This is a genomic window from Pseudoalteromonas phenolica (assembly GCF_005876835.1).
Taxonomy (GTDB): domain Bacteria; phylum Pseudomonadota; class Gammaproteobacteria; order Enterobacterales; family Alteromonadaceae; genus Pseudoalteromonas; species Pseudoalteromonas phenolica_B.
Genome location: NZ_PPSW01000008.1, coordinates 165,167 through 184,354 on the forward strand (window position 1 = coordinate 165,167; position 19,188 = coordinate 184,354).

Below are 19,188 nucleotides of genomic sequence, written 5' to 3' on the forward strand. Positions count from 1 at the left end.
CGTTGCAGCACTTTGATGTTGTGATTGTAGGCGGCGGTATGGCGGGGGCCACCGCTGCTTTGGCAATCAAAAAGACCAGCCCAACTTTGCAAGTTGCCGTGATTGAGGCATTTGCACCAAAAAGCCAAACACATCCCAGTTTTGACGACCGCTCAATTGCCTTGGCTGATCAGTCTGTGCAGTATTTAAAGCAGTTTAACTTGTTTAATGCCGACTGGCCGTTTGCCGAAGCCATTAAGCAAGTGCACGTGTCTGATAGAGGTCACTTTGGTAAAACCTCACTGCACCATCAAGACTATAAAACGAATGCCCTTGGTTATGTGGTGGAAGTGAACCCATTTGGTGCTTATTTACACCAACAGCTAGCTAAAACTGACATTCAACTATACTGCCCAGCGACCATTAATGAATTAAAGCAAACCCAATCTAGTGTTGAGCTGACCTTAAACGACGAAACCCAGTTAAGTGGAAAGCTGTTGGTTGTTGCCGATGGCGCACAATCCCCCACGCGCAAACAGCTAAACATTGGTTTTGATAGTTTGGCTTATGAGCAAGGGGCACTAATCGCCAATATCGAAGTTGAAGGTGGTCATAGCGGTCAAGCGTTTGAACGTTTTACCGAGCATGGGCCAATGGCACTGCTGCCTATGACACAAAACCGCTACTCGCTGGTTTGGTGTATGCCAAGCGTACACCTTGAACATTATAAAACGCTTGAACCTGACGCCTTTATTTCAGAGCTGCAAACTGCCTTTGGCTATCGCGCAGGAGTATTCAAGCAAGTTGGTATGCGCGCACAATATCCGCTGGTACTAGGGCGAGTCGAGCAGCTCGTTCATCACCGTAGCCTATTAATCGGTAATGCAGCTCATGCTATTCACCCTATTGCTGGGCAAGGTTTTAATTTGGGTTTAAGAGACATTCAAGCTTTGGTTGAGCTGATTGCATCAAAGCAACATGCTTTGGGTGAGCATGCCTTCACACAAGCTTATAACCGTGCGCGCGCACAAGACATCAAAATGGTGATGACACTGACCGATGCGCTCGTGCGACTATTCTCCAATTCATCTCGTTTAATGGCACTCGGTCGCAGTTGCGGTTTACTTGCCATGTCACTGTCTGAAAATTTAAAAGCACCGTTAGCCAAGCAACTAATGGGTCATGTTATTAAAGGAAAAAGCTGATGCAACAAGCGCAAGTATGTATTGTCGGTGGTGGCTGTGTAGGCCTCACTTTGGCGTTAGGTCTGGCGAAAAATAACATTAGCGTACACGTGATTGATGCGGGTAATGAACCTGCGCTACTTACTGAGCAGTTTGCTAATCGCGTGAGTGCCATCAGTCTTGCCAGCCAAACGTTATTTACTGAGCTAGGCGCATGGGGTGATATTTTAGCGCAGCGAACTTGTGCCTATACACATATGGATGTCAGAGACAAAGATAGTTTTGGCAAAATCGCGTTTAACAGCACCGAGCTAGATTTACCTGAGCTTGGCCACATCATTGAAAATGATGCCATTCGTTATGCGCTGTTTCAGCAGTTAAAACAGTATTCATCTGCAACGCTTAGCTTTAATACTCGCTATCAAGCTATTCATCAAACCGACACTGACGTGTTAATCACCTTAGAATCAGGCATGCCGGTTATGGCCAAGCTATTAGTTGCAGCAGATGGGGCAAATTCGGGTATTCGTACTCAGTTTAAAATGCCCATTACCTTTTGGGACTACGACCACCACGCCATCGTCGCAACGGTTAAGACGCAAGAGACACACAGCCACACTGCAAGACAAGTATTCTTACCAACCGGACCTTTGGCGTTTTTACCGCTGAGTGATGAACGAAGCCAATCAATAGTATGGTCAACGTCACCTGAGCAAGCACAGCATTTGATGTCATTAGACAACGCTGAGTTTAATAAAGCATTGAATGTCGCTATCGACGGTCAGTGCGGTTTATGCGAAGTACAAGACGACCGTGCAGTGTTCCCACTGAAAATGCGTTACGCCCAACAGTGGGTAAACGGCAAGATTGCATTAATGGGTGATGCTGCACACACCATCCATCCGCTGGCTGGGTTAGGTATGAACCTAGGTCTTAAAGATGCAGCGCTTTTAATTAAACTACTCACCGACAGCAAGCAAGAATTTGCCAGTACCCGCGTGCTGCGTGAATACGAACGAGCTCGTAAACTCGATGCACAAAAGCACATTGCCATGATGCAAGGCTTAAAAGAGTTGTTTGAAGGCGATAACCCGCTGAAGAAACTGATCCGTGGTGTTGGGTTGAGTATGGTTGATAACCTTGGGCCGATTAAAACCCTGTTTGCCAAAGAGGCCGTGGGTAAGTAAGTGCATCCGTGCAAAATATATGTTGCGAAGCAAGGTTATTTTGCGCAAGGGTGACGAGTGACCGAAACGAAGTTTCGCAGCGCGAGGAGGTGAGGGGATGGATACCCGATGGGCGTAGCTACATGGATGTAATACAACACCAATATTCATTTCAAAGTTAATCTGCGCGGGGTAAACCCGCGCCTACAAAGAAAGCCTAAACTCCTTCCTGTGGGCGCCGACTTCATGTCGCGCTTGTTGAAAGCTTTCTTACCCCAATCTCAACTCAATGAACTCAGCCAGCTTATCAACGGCATGCACAGATTCGGGTGAATTTTTTACCAAGCAAATACCAATTTGGCCGAGTTCGGGCAGGTGAGGGGTGTGTGACTGGTAGTTTAAATCGCTTGGTACGGTGCTTTTAGCAAGCACGGTGACGCCTAGGTCTTCTTTAATCGCGGCGATTAAACCGGTTAAATCGGCGTTGCTGTATACAATGCGGTATTTTAATCCGGCTTGCTGTAGGGCTTCGATGGCGCGGCGGCGGTAGATGCAGCCCTCAGGTGCGGTGACCAAAGTCACTATATCGTTCTTAGCGAGGTTTAAATTGCCGACCCATACCAGTTGGTCTTGCATAAACACAGGGAACTGATCTGAATTAAGCTCTTCATTCAGTGCCAACACTAAATCGAATTGATCTTGGCGCGAAACAGATAACAAATGCTTACTCAAACGTGATTTAACTTCGAGGGCCACATCAGGGTAAAGAGAAACGAAGTCGCCAATAATCGACGGCAGAATACGGGCTGCAAATTCGCTCGGAATACCTAGGCGCACTTTACCGGTCACACTCTCTGAGGTGAACTGCTGTAGGATGGCGTCGTTTTGTTGCAGCATTTGTTTAGCCAGCGGCAGCAAAAGCTCGCCATATTGATTGATAACTTGTCTTTGGCCTTGTTTTTTAAACAGTCGACAGCCGAGCATTTCTTCGAGTCGTTTGATTTGTAATGACACCGCAGGTTGCGATAATCCCAGTAGTTCACCGGCCTTGGCAAAGCCACCTAATTCAACCACAGTAACAAATGTGCGTAAGCCGTCGTTCGATAAGTTCTTCATATTTAAAAAATCAATTTATAAAACCAAGTTACATAAGCATTATTTATCAATGTATAAATAAATACAATTTGTTGTTGCCCAAATGCACTCATATACTGCAAAAATTAAAGTTTTATTAAGGTGTGGTTATGACATTTTCAGCCAGTATGTTTGCAAAACATCGTCAAGGCACAGCGCCTGCGCTAAATACATTAGCGTTAGACAGCGCACAGTTGGTCTTAGACTTCAGTGGCTTCGAAACCACACCATTTTTAAATCAAGTTTTAGGTATTAATCTAAATAAACTATTAGCACCGGGTTTAGGCGTTAAAGGCCAACTGGCATCGGGTGCGGCATTTACGGTTTATTACTTCAGCGAAACGGCTTACCGCTTTGTGATTGAACAAAATCACGCTGATGAGCTACAAAACTTGGTTGAAGCCCACCACAGTGATTACGACATTGAGCTGGTGGCGCGTAAAGATTTAAGCATGAGCACACTAAGCGGTGAGCAAGCGTTTGATACCATTATCAAACAGTTTGGCTTAACACCGGGTCTGCGTTTATCAGACGAGCAAGTGTGCTACGGCCGTCAAAGTGGTGAAGTGTTCGTCACTTCATTACTTGCAGGCGACTTGCAGCAGTATCAGTTGATTGCCCAAACAGACACTCTGAACAAATGGCATCAGCAGTTGCAAGAACAAGGCTTTAGCCTAAACTAGATTTCAAATAAAATTTGCTAAGGCACTCAATACGGGTGCCTTAGCTGTTATTGCATTAACCCCGCCTCGAAGAGGCAATCTTGTAGCCATACACTACAAGGTCAGTAATTAGTGAAGGAATGATATGACTTCTAAAACTGTACTACACGCTAAGCACGTAGAAGCTGGCGCAAAAATGGTTGACTTCCACGGTTGGGAAATGCCAATCAACTATGGTTCACAAATCGAAGAGCACAACGCGGTACGTACTGATGCAGGTATGTTCGACGTATCTCACATGACGATTGTGGACGTTAAAGGCGCAGACGCAAAAGCATTCTTACGTAAGCTTGTAGCGAACGATGTAGCTAAGCTAGAGGTACCTGGTAAAGCACTTTACACAGGCATGTTAAATGAAGAAGGCGGCGTAATTGACGACCTTATCATCTACTTCTTCTCTGACACTGAATACCGCCTAGTTGTTAACTCAGCAACGCGTGAAAAAGATTTAGCGCACATTGCTAAAGTAGCGGCTGATTTCGCAGTAGAAATCACTGAGCGTCCTGAATTTGCAATGATCGCAGTACAAGGTCCTAACGCAAAAGAAAAAACAGCTAAAGTACTTGATGACGCGCAAAACGCTGCAGTTGAAGGGATGAAACCATTCTTCGGTGTACAAGCGGGCAATCTATTCATTGCAACGACTGGTTACACAGGCGAAGCAGGTTACGAAATCGTTGTACACAACGATGATGCAGCTGACCTTTGGCAAAAATTATTAGACGCAGGCGTCGCTCCGGCTGGCCTTGGCGCACGTGATACGCTACGTTTAGAAGCGGGCATGAACCTATACGGTTCAGATATGGATGAAACTGTATCTCCACTTGCTGCAAACATGGCTTGGACGATTGCATGGGAACCTGAAGATCGTGACTTCATCGGTCGTGAAGCGGTTGCTAAGCAACGTGCTGAAAAGAGCACACACAAGCTAGTTGGTCTAGTACTTGAAAGCAAAGGTGTTCTACGTGGTGGCTCTAAAGTTGTCGTAGAAGGTGGCGAAGGTATCATTACTTCTGGTACATTCTCTCCGACATTAGGCTTTAGTGTTGCACTAGCGCGTGTTCCTCGCTCAACGGGCGAAACAGCGCAAGTAGAAATGCGTAAAAAGTTAGTTGACGTTAAAGTAGTGAAGCCTTGCTTCGTACGTAACGGCAAGTCAGTTATTTAATATTAATAAGGGCGAACCATCGCCCAGTTATTACACCGAACCAAAGGAACAAAAAGATGAGCAACATTCCTAGCGAGTTAAAATACGCGTCTTCACACGAGTGGGTTCGCGCTGAAGGCGACGGCGTTTACACTGTAGGTATCACAGAGCACGCACAAGAGCTTCTAGGCGACATGGTATTCGTTGAATTACCAGAAGTTGGTGACGAAGTTGACGCTGGCGAAGACTGTGCAGTAGCAGAGTCTGTAAAAGCAGCATCTGACATCTACGCACCTATCACTGGTGAAGTTGTAGCAATCAACGAAGACCTTGAAGATTCACCAGAAAACGTTAACAACGACGCATACGGTGACGGTTGGTTGTTCAAAGTTAAAGCGTCTGACGAGTCAGAGCTTGCGAACCTTCTTGACGCTGAAGGTTACGAAAACACAATCGACGAAGACTAATTACTTCGTTGATCACAAAAGCCCCTTGTGGGGCTTTTGTTGTTTTAAACTTTTAGAGTTTAATTTTTAAAAAGGTCCGTACTAAACCATACAGAGTACAGAACTTTTTCATCAACTTAGCGATAGGTTGATAAAGCTGAAGCCAGAGCAGTACCCGCAGCAGGAATCAGCACTAACCCCCTAAATTTTTTGGATCATAGGAATCTAGACTAATGTCAAACGCTAAATCTCTTGAGCAATTAGAGCAAAAGCAAGATTTTATCCGCCGCCATATTGGCCCTACACCGGCACAAGTGAGCGACATGCTATCGGCACTTAACGTATCGAGCGTTGAAGAGCTAATCACGCAAACAGTACCAGCTGGTATTCGTTTAGAGCAGGGTTTAGCAGTGGGTGAGAGCCGCACAGAAGTTGAAGCACTAAGCTACCTAAAGTCTGTTGCTAGCCAAAATAAAATCTTTAAATCTTACATCGGTCAGGGCTACCACCCAACACATGTACCGAATGTAATTTTACGTAACGTATTAGAAAATCCAGGTTGGTACACAGCATATACGCCATACCAGCCTGAGATCGCTCAAGGTCGTTTAGAATCACTATTAAACTTCCAAACGTTGACGATTGACATCACAGGTCTAGACCTAGCATCTGCATCTCTACTAGATGAATCAACTGCAGCAGCAGAAGCAATGGCACTTGCTAAGCGCGTATCTAAAGCGAAAAAAGCAAACATCTTCTTCATCGCTGACGACGTTCACACACAAACAATCGACGTTGTAGCAACACGTGCAGCGCAGTTTGGTTTCGAAGTTGTAGTAGGTCCTGCGGCAGATGCAGCAAACCATGAAATTTTTGGTGCATTATTCCAGTACCCAACAACATCAGGTGAAGTGGTAGACATCACTGACCTAATCGCACAAGTACAAGACAAAAAAGCGATTGCCTGTGTTGCTGCTGACATCATGAGCTTAATGCTACTTAAAGCACCAGGTAAACTTGGCGCTGACGTAGTACTTGGTTCGGCACAGCGTTTTGGTGTACCTATGGGTTACGGTGGTCCACACGCGGCATTCTTCGCAACACGCGACAAGTACAAGCGTTCACTACCAGGTCGTATCATCGGTGTATCTAAAGACCGTTTAGGTAACGACGCACTTCGTATGGCGATGCAGACTCGTGAACAGCACATCCGTCGTGAAAAAGCGAACTCAAACATCTGTACAGCTCAGGTACTTCTTGCAAATATGGCTGCGTTCTACGCGGTTTACCACGGTCCACAAGGTCTTAAGACGATTGCACAGCGCATTAACCGTTTCGCAAGCATCTTAGCGACAGGTCTTAAAACGAAAGGTGTAAGCCTTAAGCATGACACTTGGTTCGACACAATTACAGTGGTAGCTGACAACAAAGAAGAGATCGTTGCACGCGCAATCGCGGCAGAGACTAACTTTGCAACGAACCACGCGGGTGAGTTCTCAGTATCTGTGAACGAAACAACAACACGTGCAGACGTACTGGCACTATTTGATGTTATTTTAGGTGAAGGCCACGGTCTTGATGTTGCAGCACTTGATGCACAAGTATCTGCAGACGACATCACAGGTATTCCTGCAAGCCTAGTACGCGACGACGAAATCTTAACGCACCCTAACTTCAACTCGTACCACAGCGAGACTGAAATGCTGCGTTATATCAAGCGTCTTGAAAACAAAGATTTAGCGCTTAACCACTCAATGATCTCGTTAGGTTCATGTACTATGAAACTAAACGCGACAGCTGAGATGATCCCAGTAACTTGGCCTGAGTTTGCAGAGCTTCACCCGTTCTGCCCACTAGATCAAGCACAAGGTTACCAAACAATGATTGGTGAGCTTCACGACTGGTTAGTAAACATCACAGGTTACGACGCAGTATCTATGCAGCCTAACTCAGGTGCACAAGGTGAATACGCAGGTCTTATCGCGATTCGTAAATACCACGAGTCACGTGGCGAAGGTCACCGTAACGTCTGTTTAATCCCAAGCTCAGCACACGGTACTAACCCGGCATCTGCGCAAATGGCAAGCATGAAAGTTGTGGTTGTTGCATGTGATGACGACGGTAACATCGACATGGCTGACCTTAAAGCGAAAGCGGAAGAAGTGTCAGAGAACCTATCTTGTATCATGGTTACTTACCCGTCTACACACGGTGTATACGAAGAGTCTATCCGTGAAGTATGTGAGATTGTTCACCAGCACGGCGGCCAAGTTTACATGGACGGCGCAAACATGAACGCGCAAGTAGGTGTAACTAGCCCAGGTTCAATCGGTTCAGACGTATCGCACTTAAACCTACACAAAACATTCTGTATTCCACACGGTGGCGGTGGCCCAGGTGTTGGTCCTATCGGTGTTAAATCGCACCTAGCGCCATTTATGCCTAACCACAGCGTTATCAACGTACCGGGTACAACAGAGGGCAATGGTGCAGTTTCTGCAGCGCCTTACGGTTCAGCGGCTATCTTACCTATCTCTTGGGCATACATCACAATGATGGGCTCTGAAGGCCTTAAGCAAGCGACTGAAATGGCTATCGTGAACGCAAATTACCTAACTGAGAAGTTAAGCGAGCACTACCCAATTCTTTACCGTGGTCAAAATAACCGTGTTGCACACGAATGTATCGTTGACTTGCGCCCTATTAAAGAAGAGACGGGTATTTCAGAAATGGATATTGCTAAGCGTCTTCAAGACTATGGCTTCCATTCACCAACTATGTCGTTCCCAGTAGCGGGCACGTTAATGATCGAGCCAACTGAGTCTGAGTCTAAGGTTGAGATTGACCGTTTCATCGAAGCTATGGTGTCGATTAAAGCTGAAGTGAATAAGATTGCTTCTGGCGAATGGTCTATCGAAAACAACCCACTCGTATTTGCACCGCACACGCAAGCAGACGTACTAAGTGGCGATTGGGACAGAGCATACGACCGTTTCTACGCTGCATTCCCAGTGAAATCGGTAGCGAAAGATAAGTTCTGGCCAACAGTGACACGTATCGATGACGTGTTAGGTGACCGTAACCTTATCTGTTCTTGCCCTGCAGTTGAGACTTATGCAGAGTAATGAATGGTCGGTCGTGCCTTAGCGCGGCAATGATTTAAAAAACCGCCTTAAGTAATTAAGGCGGTTTTTTTGTGGGTGTAGGTCGTCATTTATGGCGACATTCTAATACCTGTAGCAACGGCTTTTACTACCTCGGTAGCAGCGATTTCATATCGCGTCTTGTGATGGTGTGTGGGTCGTGCTTTAGCGCGACAGGCTAATATTATTGTCGCCATAGACGACCTACAAGGGAATAAAACACCTCGGCAGCAGCTATTTTATATCGCGTTTTGTGATGGTGTGTGGGTCGTGCTTTAGCGCGACAGGTTTGAAATTAGCCTTCAATTTTATTCTTTGTCGCGTTGGCGACGGCAACCAAGGTGGCGGTAAGTATTTCAATTCAATAATGTGCAGATATTCATCCATGAAGCTTCTGCCTGTCGGCATCCTTGCCTCCACTTCCTCGCGCTGCGAAACTTCGTTTCGGTCACTCGTCACCCCACGGCGCCCCTCCATCACGCTTAATCTTCAAAACGCTATTGATGAAGGTGCAAAATATACGTTGCGAAGCAAGGTTACTTTTGCGCAAGGTGAAAGGAGTAATTTTAACTATTGCTGAGCCTTTCACTTTCCCATCCTTGGCGAAATCATGGCTTGGCTCGCATCCATGCGAGCACATTACTCATCAACTGCTTATTTTCAGGCGTGATAGAAGGGGGAGGGGAGTTGTCTTCTGGTTTTGTGTTTTGGGCTGCACGATGCAAGACCTAACCCTATTATTCCTCTGTAAGCACATTTGACATATTAGTTAATTTGTTATTTTATATACCTAAAACAGTAACAAGGATGAGTTAGGATGAAGTCGCAATTTAAACATGTCGCCACATTAGCAACAGTCATTTTTATGTTTGGCTGTGGTGGGGGTAGCAGCACTACGCAAAACGATAGTGTAGTCACAGAGGTATCAACTTCAACGTCTACAGATTCTGTAAATACGCGTGCTTATGAACAATATGTTGTGACGCATGCCATGCAGCTAGATTCATTAACCGACAATAATAATACTAGTGATTTGGCCCAAATAACTGCGCACTTTAATGACAAGCGGATTGTACAACTAGGTGAAAGCACTCATGGTTCTAAACAAATGAACCAAATAAAAACCAGACTGATAAAGTACCTTCATCAGAATCACGATTACAACGTAGTGGCTTTTGAAAGCTCTATGTATAGTTGTAATTTAAAGCTAGAAACTAACATTAAAACAGCACAATCACTGCTAACGAGCTGTGCTTTTGGTATTTGGCATAGTGATGAAGTGCTAGAGTTATTCGATTATATAATAGAGACTCAAAGTACCGACAGGCCGTTAAAGTTAGCAGGGTATGATGTACAGTTTTCTAGTGGCAATTACCCAGCTTCAAGTCTTCACGACTATTACGAGCAAATTATTACGCAAAACCAACTGACTCCTAATTTCGATATCACTACTCATTTACAGCAATACATAAACACAGGTGATGCAGGTATTCGGTGTAGAGATAACAAACAGTGTGAGCAATTTGAAGATACGTATTTAGATGCAATCGCAAGCTTAGAGTTAATAACTCATTATTTTGAGAGTCTTGGAAATGACTTTGTTTTACCTACCGCGATTACCAAATCACAGCACTTTAGATTGTTGATGTTAAAAGCAGATATTGAAGGGGGCGTGAGCGCAGGAATGAAGGCAAGAGATACGGGCATGGCGGAGAATTTTATTACGCTTGCAGAAGATATATACCCGAATGAGAAAGTGGTTATTTGGGCACATAACTTCCATATTTCAGAGTCCTACCCAAGCCAATATTATCAAGATAAATTCATGGGGGCCTTACTAAACGACTACTATTCAGATGAGCTATACACGGTTGGTATATATATGCTCTCTGGTGAAAGCGGTAACAACAATAGAAGACCAGTGCCCGTGACTGCGCACCAAGCAGATTCTTTAGAGTCAATTGTCCAGGCTACAAGTTTAGCACCGCTTTTTTTACCCTTGAGTAAAGAGAATCAAAGTGGGAGCAGTGACGATTGGCTACATACTCAAACGCGGGCAAAAGAGTGGGGAGAGGGTAATGCTGAAGTGGTACTTAGTGAAAACTACGATGCGCTTATTGTGATAGATACGTCATCTTTACCTGACTACCTTGATTAAATAATAAAGAGTGGACGGGGCATTCATATATAAAATTTAAACAGGACACCCACCTAAAAAATTGACCAATAAATATCCATCTCCTACTATTAAACTCAAGACTTTCAAGTAGGCATATACAATGACAAAGGCACGAGAGCAACAAGTGAGCTTGCAAGATACCAAGTACTACCACTGCATTTCACGCTGTGTGCGTCGTGCCTATTTGTGTGGTGAAGATACGCATACGGGCAAATCTTACGAGCATCGCAGGCAATGGATAGAAGATAAACTGCAACAGGTATCTAAAGTGTTTTGTATTGATGTATGTGCGTATGCGGTTATGAGTAATCACACTCACTTTGTACTGTACGCAGACGATAAAAAAGCAAACAGACTCAGCGACAAAGCCGTGGTTATTCGCTGGCATAAACTGTTTAAAGGCACGCTCCATACGCAGAAGTTTTTGGCTGGTGAGACGCTTGATAAAGGCCAGCAGTTCTTTTTAGCCAGAGAGATAAAAGAGTTCAGACATCGCTTGTCTGATATTAGTTGGTTTATGCGGGTTTTAAATGAGCATATTGCCCGAAAAGCCAATAAAGAAGACAACTGCACAGGCCGGTTCTGGGAAGGCCGCTTTAAATCTCAAGCGCTATTAGACGAAGCTGCCTTAGCTGCATGTATGGCTTATGTAGATTTAAACCCTATTCGCGCTAAGATGGCGAAAACGCCAGAAACCTCAGAGCATACGAGCATTAAAAAACGCATCGAATCAGCAAAAGAGGGAAAGCAACCCAAGTGTTTACTTCGCTTCTCTGGTAGTCCCAGAAAGTATATGCCTAAAGGTCTACCTTTCGAATTTAAGTATTATCTACAGCTGGTAGAGCAAACAGGGCAGTGCATACGTGCAGATAAAAGAGGTTCAATCGACTCCTCTCAGCCTATTTTAACGAGATTAAATATTTGCCCTGAAAACTGGCTAAAACTTACCACGCAATTTACCAAGTCTTTTAGAGGGGCAGTAGGCCGTGAACAGTCACTGCAAAGCTATTGTGACCACGTACAATTAAAGCGGCGTAGCAATTTAACCCAATGCCAAAGGCTTTTTGCCTAAATATCTCATACTCTTCTTTGTACTTACTTGGTTGTTTATCGATAGCCACGTAGGTTCATTATACTTTCACAGTCACTCACTTTGGTTTTTAATCATTTACTTACCTTTTTGGGTTTAGGTTTAGACATTTGAATTGGTTAGCCTGCATACAGACCTTGTTATTGGCTTTTTGTTTTTAAAAGTTAAAGTGGCTGTCCTGTTAATTATGTTGGATTTAAAGTGGCTGTCCTAATAAATAAATTAAAAGTGGCTGTCCTAATAAATAAATTAATGTTCAATTTAACCCTTTGTCGCGTTGGCGACGGCAACCAAAGGGCGGAAGCTTTTCAATTTAATAACGTGCAAAAATTCATCCATGAAGCTTCTGCCTGTCGGCATCCACCTCGCGCTGCGAAACTTCGTTTCGGTCACTCGTCACCCCACGGCGGCCCTCTATCACGCTTAATCTTCAAATAATGCAATTAATGAAGGTGCAAAATATACGTTGCGAAGCAAGGTTGCTTTTGCGCAAGGTGAAAGGAGTAATTTTAACTATTGCAGAGCCTTTCTCTTTCCCACCCATGGACTAAATCAGCCTTGCAGCGCATCCATGCGAGCACATTACTCATCAATTGTTTATTTTCAGGTGTGATAGAAGGGGGAGGGGAGTTGTCTGTTGGTTTTGTGTTTAGGGTTGAGCAATGCAAAATCACACCCTGTGAATTTACGAGATAGGAAAAGAGGCAGTGGCTTTAATCTAAAGAGTAAAACCAACGACTTTTACTCCATTGATTCCAAGCCTTACCTTAATCCCATAACCTACAGACAACACCTTTGCCCTTTTATCACACCCAGGAAAGAAAAAATTGATGAGTAATGAGCTCATATAGTGGCGGTTATGTTTAAGGTTGCACAGTGCAAGGTCTTAACCGCTTTATTTTAAGGTTATGAATTTATTGCTTTTAATTTCTATCCATTTTCTATTGGTATAAAAATAGATTTCAAATAAGACTAAGTAAACACTGCTTTTTAATATGCTCTAAAACTTATACAGGGCGTTTTATTTATGAAACTAAAAACACTAACATATGCTATTTCTTTAGTGCTGGTAACTGGTTGTTCTTCTCCAATAGAGCGCATTGAAAACCCTGAATTTACAAATGCTAGAGAAGGCGGACATACTAATTTATTTCCAAGTCATTTTGTAGGTAATGGCCCTCATCATATTAATGATGATTTAGATCTACTTAAACCAGAAGAAAAAAAGGTCGTTGAAAGAGCATTTTTAGATCCTGTGCCTTCTCATAAATACAGTAAAAGCTTTGGTTACAACTTTAGTGATTTAGTGTATTCAAACATTGAGATTAATGCAGAAAAAAAGGGCGAGTTAACTTGGTTGGGACATGCTAGCTTTTTAATCCAGCAGATGAATAATGATGCTCTAGTCACAGATCCTGTATTTCATGAGTTTGACGGTTTTTTGGGTTGGTTAGGGCAGCGAATGAGTACCTCATTTGTTCGTCTTGGGGAGGCACCAGTAAAAGCAAAAGAGCTGGATTTTGTTTCAGGGGTTTTAATTTCCCATGATCATTTTGACCATCTAAGTAATACGACACTAAGGGAGTTTAGTAAAAATACACATTTATATTTACCCTTAGACAGTAGTAGTGATGTTGATTATGAAAATGGACCTAAAACCGAAATGGACTGGTATACACATACTCAACACAATAAAACCCAAGTACATTTTTTACCAAGTAATCATAACTCTTCCCGAGGCATGTTTGATGGCGATCACAGCCTATGGGGCAGTTGGTTGCTAGATGATGGGCAGTATAAGGTGTATTTTGCTGGAGACACGGGGTATAGCGATGTGTTTAAAGATATAAGAAAGAAAATGGGGGCGATGGATGTCTGTTTAATGCCAATTGTTGCCTACCATGAAGCTAAAAGAAGTGTGCATATGTCGCCAGAAGATGCAATAAAAGCTGCGAACGATTTAGGCTGTAAGGTATTTGTTCCTTGGGGATATGGTACTTGGACTTTAGGCTGCGAACATGTTCATGAGCCGCTTAGACGGTTGGATTTAGCTCTTAAACAGTCTCCACCAAACTTCATAGTAAAAACGCTAAAAATGGGAGAAAGCCTTAATTATCACGCATTGCTTAGCGCAGTAAAAAAGTAACTAATAGCGGTTGTATTTTGATGGCTTAGTTGGCTTTTAAGTCATCAAAATACCCAGCCTCAGTGAGTTCTTTGGAGTGTTTCTTAATCCAAAATTTTGATGCATATTTTGCTATATAGCTATGATACTCAATTATTGTCAATTCATTCATATATTGCTTCATTTGATAGAGTAATAAAGCACTATGTAGAGCGTTATTATGTTCATAGTTCAATCTTGCAGTGTCAAACGCTTGCTTTGCAGCATCTATTGCTTTGTTGAAATATTGTTGAGCACGCAACACTCTGGCTTTTTGGTTGAGGTTAAAGCTATTTTCAGGTTGTGTTTTGAATAACGAAATAGCATCTTTCCATCTCTTTTGTTCAATGTACCAAGTTAGTAAATCTTCAATGCTACTTTCATAAATCCACTTATTCTGAGAAAGCTGTTTTAGACTAAGAAGTTTTAAAAAATAAGACTCTGCCTCAATTTTATCAGGGGAAAATATTGCTAAGTGGTAATAAATAACAGCGTAGTGCGCTTGGTCCACTTTATGTGTGATCAAAAGCGATTTGGCAGTATTTAAATATTGGTAGCGGTTTACTAAATCGCCTAACTTGTGTGACAAAATAGACCCTGTAGTTTGAGCTTTGACCTCAGACAGTACATCGCCACTTAACCGCGCATGCTGACTCGCATTGTTAATATATTGCTTTAGCTTACTTGTATTCTTTTGTGAATAGGCAAGCCACGCCAAGGCCAACTCTATGTTGTAGGCAATTTTCGAATTAGGTGTTTCTGTCAGCAATGCCAAAGCTTGTTTGTAGTATTGATTAGCATGCAGATAAGCATGTTGCTGATGAAATATCCCGCCTTTGAGATATAAACCTAATACGGTATACATTGGGTTGTTCTGTAACTTGGATATGTTGATTAGTTTTTCAATTAATGCACTAGCCACATCTAAGTTTTGCTTACTAATTTCATGCTTTATTAAATGATAAATAACGGGTAAATTGTTAGGCTGTTGCTCTAAAAGTAAATATAGCTTTGTAATTAATAAATTAGAGTTCAGTTCACTGAGGTACCCCGAACTTTTTACATTAGCAATACTTGTATCAAGTTCAGCTACTATAGACTCTTCACTAGGAGCAACGATATAACCATGCCACTCATGCTGCGAGCCAATTAATTGGTACTCAACTATTATTTGCTGACCCAAATACGATACATAGCCAGATAGAAATGTTGACGTTCCCTCAATTTTTACTTGCTCCCTGAGCGTATCTGAATAATGAAAAAAGTCGTTGGTATTTAAAGTTGCTAAATCAAGGTGTTGGCTTTGATTGGGCTTATTTCTAGCTATAAGGTCGTTAATACGATCAATTTGAGGCTCACTGAAGGAATCTGAAAATGAAAAGGGGATTACATAAATCGAGTCTTTTGACAATTGGTTAGAAGGTGAGTCACTAAAAGAAAGCCTAGAGAGCAACACAAAAATAATAACGCTTAGTAGTGTGATAACAGAGTAAAGATAATACGACGGCATTGTCCATTCTGATATTAATTGCTTAGGGGCGACATTATTATTTTTGGACTCTTTGATTTCAAACGGCAACTGCCATTGGTAGCCTTTTTTTGAAAAGGTTTTTATAGCATCATTGCCAAAAATACGGCGAAGATGACTGATATTCTGAAAAACGACTTGCTCAGAAACAACTTGCTGCCCCCAGATCTCATCTAAGATTCTTTCTTTACTTAAAATTTCATCTATATTTTTAATAAATAAAGCGAGCAGTTTAGCCTCGTTACTCTTTAAGTCTTTAGGTTTTTCGTTGTAATAGAGCGTAAAAGTATCATTATCAAAATAATACTTTTCAAAATAGTAGCGCATAAGTAATCATTATTTTTAGAGTATGTAAGTTATCACAAAGGCTATGAGTGCTCTGCGGACTGCACATTATCAACAATTAATAATGTAATTACTAGGTAAATTAAACAGGACACCCACCTAAAAAATTGACCAATAAATATCTATCGCCTACTTTTAAACTTAAGACTTTCAAGTAGGCACATGCAATGACAAAGGCACGAGAGCAGCAAGTGAGCTTGCAAGATACTAAGTACTACCACTGTATTTCACGTTGTGTGCGTCGTGCCTATTTGTGTGGTGAAGATGCGCATACGGGCAAATCTTACGAGCATCGCAGACAGCATCAAAGGGGTCAGCATCAGCATCAAAGGGGTCAGAGTCGTTGATTTTGAATTCTGATTCCAGCATCACAGCATCACAGCATCAAAGGGGTCAGAGTCGTTGATTTCTGGATTCTGATTCCATTTTGTTTGGATGAACTATACTGACGTAACAATAAACTAATGGACTAGTTAAGTTATGGCACGTCTTCCTCGATTAAATCTTCCTAATGTACCTCAACATATCGTTCAGCGTGGTAACAATCGGCAAGTAACTTTTGTTGAACCAGATGACTATGTTGTTTATTTAGAAAAGCTAAAGTACTACGCCAAAGAATATGAAGTAAAAATCCATGCGTTTGTATTGATGACTAATCATGTTCATTTATTGGCAACTCCGACTACAAGCAATGGTGTGAGCAAACTAATACAGTCTTTAGGGCGTTACTATGTTCGCTATTTTAACCAAACCTATAAACGCACGGGTACCTTGTGGGAAGGGAGATTTAAATCAACATTAATTGATAGTGACAATTATTTTTTAATTGTTAGCCGTTACATTGAGCTGAACCCTGTTAGAGCTGGCATGGTTGCACATCCAGCTGAATATACTTGGTCAAGTTATCAGCATAATGGGGCGGGGAAAGTGATTGAGCTTATAACTGAACATGACTTATATACACGGCTGGGCACTAACTTAGAGAATAGGCAAACACAATACCGCGCATTGTTCGAAAGAGACATTCCGCCATATACGCTAGAGGAAATAAAAACAGCAACCGATAAAATGTGGGTACTAGGCAGTGATAAATTCAAACAACAAGTTGAGGAATTGTCGGGTAGAAGAGCCTCGCCTTTGGCAAAAGGCGGGGATAGGAAGTCAGAGGCGTTTTTGAAGTCGAAATAACAGAACGAAATAACAGAACAATGACTCTGACCCCATTGAACTGGACCCCATTGAACTGAACCAGTTTTAACAACCCCCTTTTCGATTACCCCAAATTTTAAGTTAATTCCACCGAGTGTTCTAAGACCGACAGCGTTACTTTCAATACTCAATTTAATGTTGATCTATGAGTACAGTCCAATGAATTCAAATCCTATGTCACAACAATATAATGGCTTGGAAGCTCAGCCATCTGACGATTTACAAAAGCTCAATCTATCGGCTGCACTGACCAGTTTGATCCGTAAGCAAAATAATGGCGGAGATTATTGGCTACTGCAAAATTTGATTGACGACGATGAGTAAAGTGAGCAGAAGGAGAGCTACGAGATGAGATTATTTATTTTTAACAATGGCAAGTTAAAACATGTGCTTAGTCAAATTTATACAGAGCAAGATACCTTATATGAGGTGTTTAAAGACGACTTAAAGAGGTTAGTCAAAGATCTAGATAGGGTGGCTACTGAGCGAAGAGAGGGGTTATGGGCTCCAGCAATACTCAGTTGTAAAAACATGAAGTTCGTTGACTCAAAAGGTAAGTTCAGAGATTGGGATAAGGAAAACCAACAAACTCAGGGTGGAATCGATTCAAAGTATAACAACGCACCAAATGCGTTCGACTTTTATCTTGATAGAGGCACAGGTTGGATAGGGCTTGCTAAAAACTACTCCATCATCAATGAAATTAACAATAGCGGAAAAATTGAAGATAAAAATAAGTCGTTAACAAGCGACGTAGGTTATCCATGGAATAACTATAAGAATACTCAGCTTTGGGGGTTATTTAGCACCAAGGGCTTCAGTGAAGAAATAGCTAAACTGGAAAAAGGCGGTAAATCAATTATCCCCCCTTCTGTGGGTGGCTTTTATACCGAAGACTCAGCTATGACTAAAAATAACTTTGAAATGATGCTTTGTATTACCAACAAGCTAGCAGCAACAATTAAAGCCATCGTAAATGTGGAGTGGCCTGCAGTCGCTTACGATAATGCAGTATTCGCTTTATACTCTATGGATAGAAGTTCAAATGCTAGCAATAATGCAAAGCTCGCCTATGAAGGGTTAATTAAAAACTTATCTGATCATAATGGTGACTTTGGAAGCCCCCCAAAAAAAGAGAGTATTGGTAAAACCCGCTACTTAGATAAACTAAAAGCAGTTGAAAACTTATTGGTTGTCTCTTATCGACAGATGCGCATGATGACCAAAAGCTATCACTTTGATTCATCTAGTTTGGATCTAGCGTGGTATCAAAAATTCTATAGCGGCATTTTATGGACTATAGAAAGTCTATTAGGTGTCGTTGCGAGTATAGTAGGTTCGGTGTCTGCCTCAGGAGTGACGAAATTGGGCGCTGCTGGTATTAATGTCGCTGGTGGAGCAGTGGGTAAAGAGTTGCTCAGCGCCATTGCATTATATGTGGGTGATGCAAGGCAAAAATATGAACGCGGTGGTCAGAAGCAAGACGTTAATATCGTATTAGATAAAATGATGGATACTTTACTCATCACCTACACCACCTTTGAGTTATTTTTGATGACTTGGGGTTTGGAAAAGCATATTGTTGGCGCAACCGAAGACAAAATGCAAAAGAAGCTCACCAAAGTTCGCTTATTGCTAGAAGCAAAAGTAAGAAATAAAACTTTGGATGAAAATGACCCGCTCCTTGCTCAATTACAATAGTTTTTTGAACCTCACTAAACTTAACAAGACCCAATTCAATTTCAGTGATAT

The 19,188-nt window shown here is 42.3% G+C and carries 14 protein-coding genes and 1 pseudogene; 13 read left to right on the forward strand and 2 right to left on the reverse strand.

The genetic code is table 11. The features are described from left to right. Window positions 1–2 precede the first annotated feature (2 nt). Together ubiH and C1E24_RS06610 are read left to right on the forward strand one after the other, a co-directional pair. Window positions 3–1,184, forward strand: a complete 1,182-nt coding sequence (gene ubiH, locus C1E24_RS06605; RefSeq protein ID WP_138479917.1) for a 2-octaprenyl-6-methoxyphenyl hydroxylase — start codon at window positions 3–5, stop codon at window positions 1,182–1,184. Then, window positions 1,184–2,350: an FAD-dependent oxidoreductase gene (locus C1E24_RS06610; RefSeq protein WP_138479919.1), complete on the forward strand. Its 1,167-nt coding sequence runs from the start codon at window positions 1,184–1,186 to the stop codon at window positions 2,348–2,350. Before ubiH ends, C1E24_RS06610 begins: the two co-directional genes overlap by 1 nt. Window positions 2,351–2,599: 249 nt before the next feature. Here the strand turns inward: C1E24_RS06610 and C1E24_RS06615 are convergent, their stop codons facing one another. Continuing rightward, window positions 2,600–3,445, reverse strand: coding sequence for a LysR family transcriptional regulator (locus tag C1E24_RS06615; RefSeq protein WP_138479921.1), 846 nt, complete (start codon window positions 3,443–3,445; stop codon window positions 2,600–2,602). Window positions 3,446–3,573: 128 nt separating this feature from the next. On the opposite strand from C1E24_RS06615, the gene C1E24_RS06620 reads away from it, so the two are divergent. From C1E24_RS06620 to C1E24_RS06650, 7 genes are all read left to right on the forward strand, one after another. Then, a complete protein-coding gene (locus tag C1E24_RS06620; RefSeq protein WP_138479923.1) occupies window positions 3,574–4,146 on the forward strand; it encodes a hypothetical protein in 573 nt (190 codons plus the stop codon). Between the two features lie 124 nt (window positions 4,147–4,270). After that, window positions 4,271–5,353 carry a glycine cleavage system aminomethyltransferase GcvT gene (gene gcvT / locus C1E24_RS06625; RefSeq protein ID WP_058028878.1) on the forward strand — a complete coding sequence of 361 codons (1,083 nt, stop codon included), beginning with the start codon at window positions 4,271–4,273 and terminating at the stop codon, window positions 5,351–5,353. A 56-nt stretch (window positions 5,354–5,409) separates the two neighbouring features. Further along, window positions 5,410–5,799, forward strand: coding sequence for a glycine cleavage system protein GcvH (gene gcvH / locus C1E24_RS06630; protein ID WP_138479925.1), 390 nt, complete (start codon window positions 5,410–5,412; stop codon window positions 5,797–5,799). Between the two features lie 212 nt (window positions 5,800–6,011). Beyond that, window positions 6,012–8,903, forward strand: a complete 2,892-nt coding sequence (gene gcvP / locus C1E24_RS06635) for an aminomethyl-transferring glycine dehydrogenase (protein ID WP_138479927.1) — start codon at window positions 6,012–6,014, stop codon at window positions 8,901–8,903. A gap of 835 nt (window positions 8,904–9,738) precedes the next feature. Beyond that, window positions 9,739–11,079, forward strand: a complete 1,341-nt coding sequence (locus C1E24_RS06640) for an erythromycin esterase family protein (protein WP_138479929.1) — start codon at window positions 9,739–9,741, stop codon at window positions 11,077–11,079. A gap of 121 nt (window positions 11,080–11,200) precedes the next feature. Continuing rightward, on the forward strand, window positions 11,201–12,172 hold the full coding sequence (locus tag C1E24_RS06645) for a transposase (protein WP_138479931.1): 972 nt from the start codon (window positions 11,201–11,203) through the stop codon (window positions 12,170–12,172). A gap of 1,045 nt (window positions 12,173–13,217) precedes the next feature. Continuing rightward, window positions 13,218–14,336: an MBL fold metallo-hydrolase gene (locus C1E24_RS06650; protein WP_138479933.1), complete on the forward strand. Its 1,119-nt coding sequence runs from the start codon at window positions 13,218–13,220 to the stop codon at window positions 14,334–14,336. Window positions 14,337–14,361: 25 nt separating this feature from the next. Here the strand turns inward: C1E24_RS06650 and C1E24_RS06655 are convergent, their stop codons facing one another. Beyond that, on the reverse strand, window positions 14,362–16,209 hold the full coding sequence (locus tag C1E24_RS06655; protein ID WP_138479935.1) for a winged helix-turn-helix domain-containing protein: 1,848 nt from the start codon (window positions 16,207–16,209) through the stop codon (window positions 14,362–14,364). Window positions 16,210–16,394: 185 nt separating this feature from the next. On the opposite strand from C1E24_RS06655, the pseudogene C1E24_RS06660 reads away from it, so the two are divergent. The 4 genes and pseudogenes from C1E24_RS06660 to C1E24_RS06670 all read left to right on the forward strand — a co-directional run. Beyond that, window positions 16,395–16,526, forward strand: a pseudogene (locus C1E24_RS06660) (transposase); the annotation flags it as partial. 181 nt (window positions 16,527–16,707) lie between these two features. After that, window positions 16,708–17,415, forward strand: coding sequence for a transposase (locus C1E24_RS06665; RefSeq protein ID WP_138479936.1), 708 nt, complete (start codon window positions 16,708–16,710; stop codon window positions 17,413–17,415). Window positions 17,416–17,595: 180 nt separating this feature from the next. Beyond that, entirely contained in the window at window positions 17,596–17,760 is a 165-nt protein-coding gene (locus tag C1E24_RS20905) for a hypothetical protein (protein WP_171040812.1), read from the forward strand. A 24-nt stretch (window positions 17,761–17,784) separates the two neighbouring features. After that, entirely contained in the window at window positions 17,785–19,137 is a 1,353-nt protein-coding gene (locus tag C1E24_RS06670) for a hypothetical protein (RefSeq protein WP_138479938.1), read from the forward strand. The last annotated feature ends 51 nt before the right edge of the window (window positions 19,138–19,188 follow it).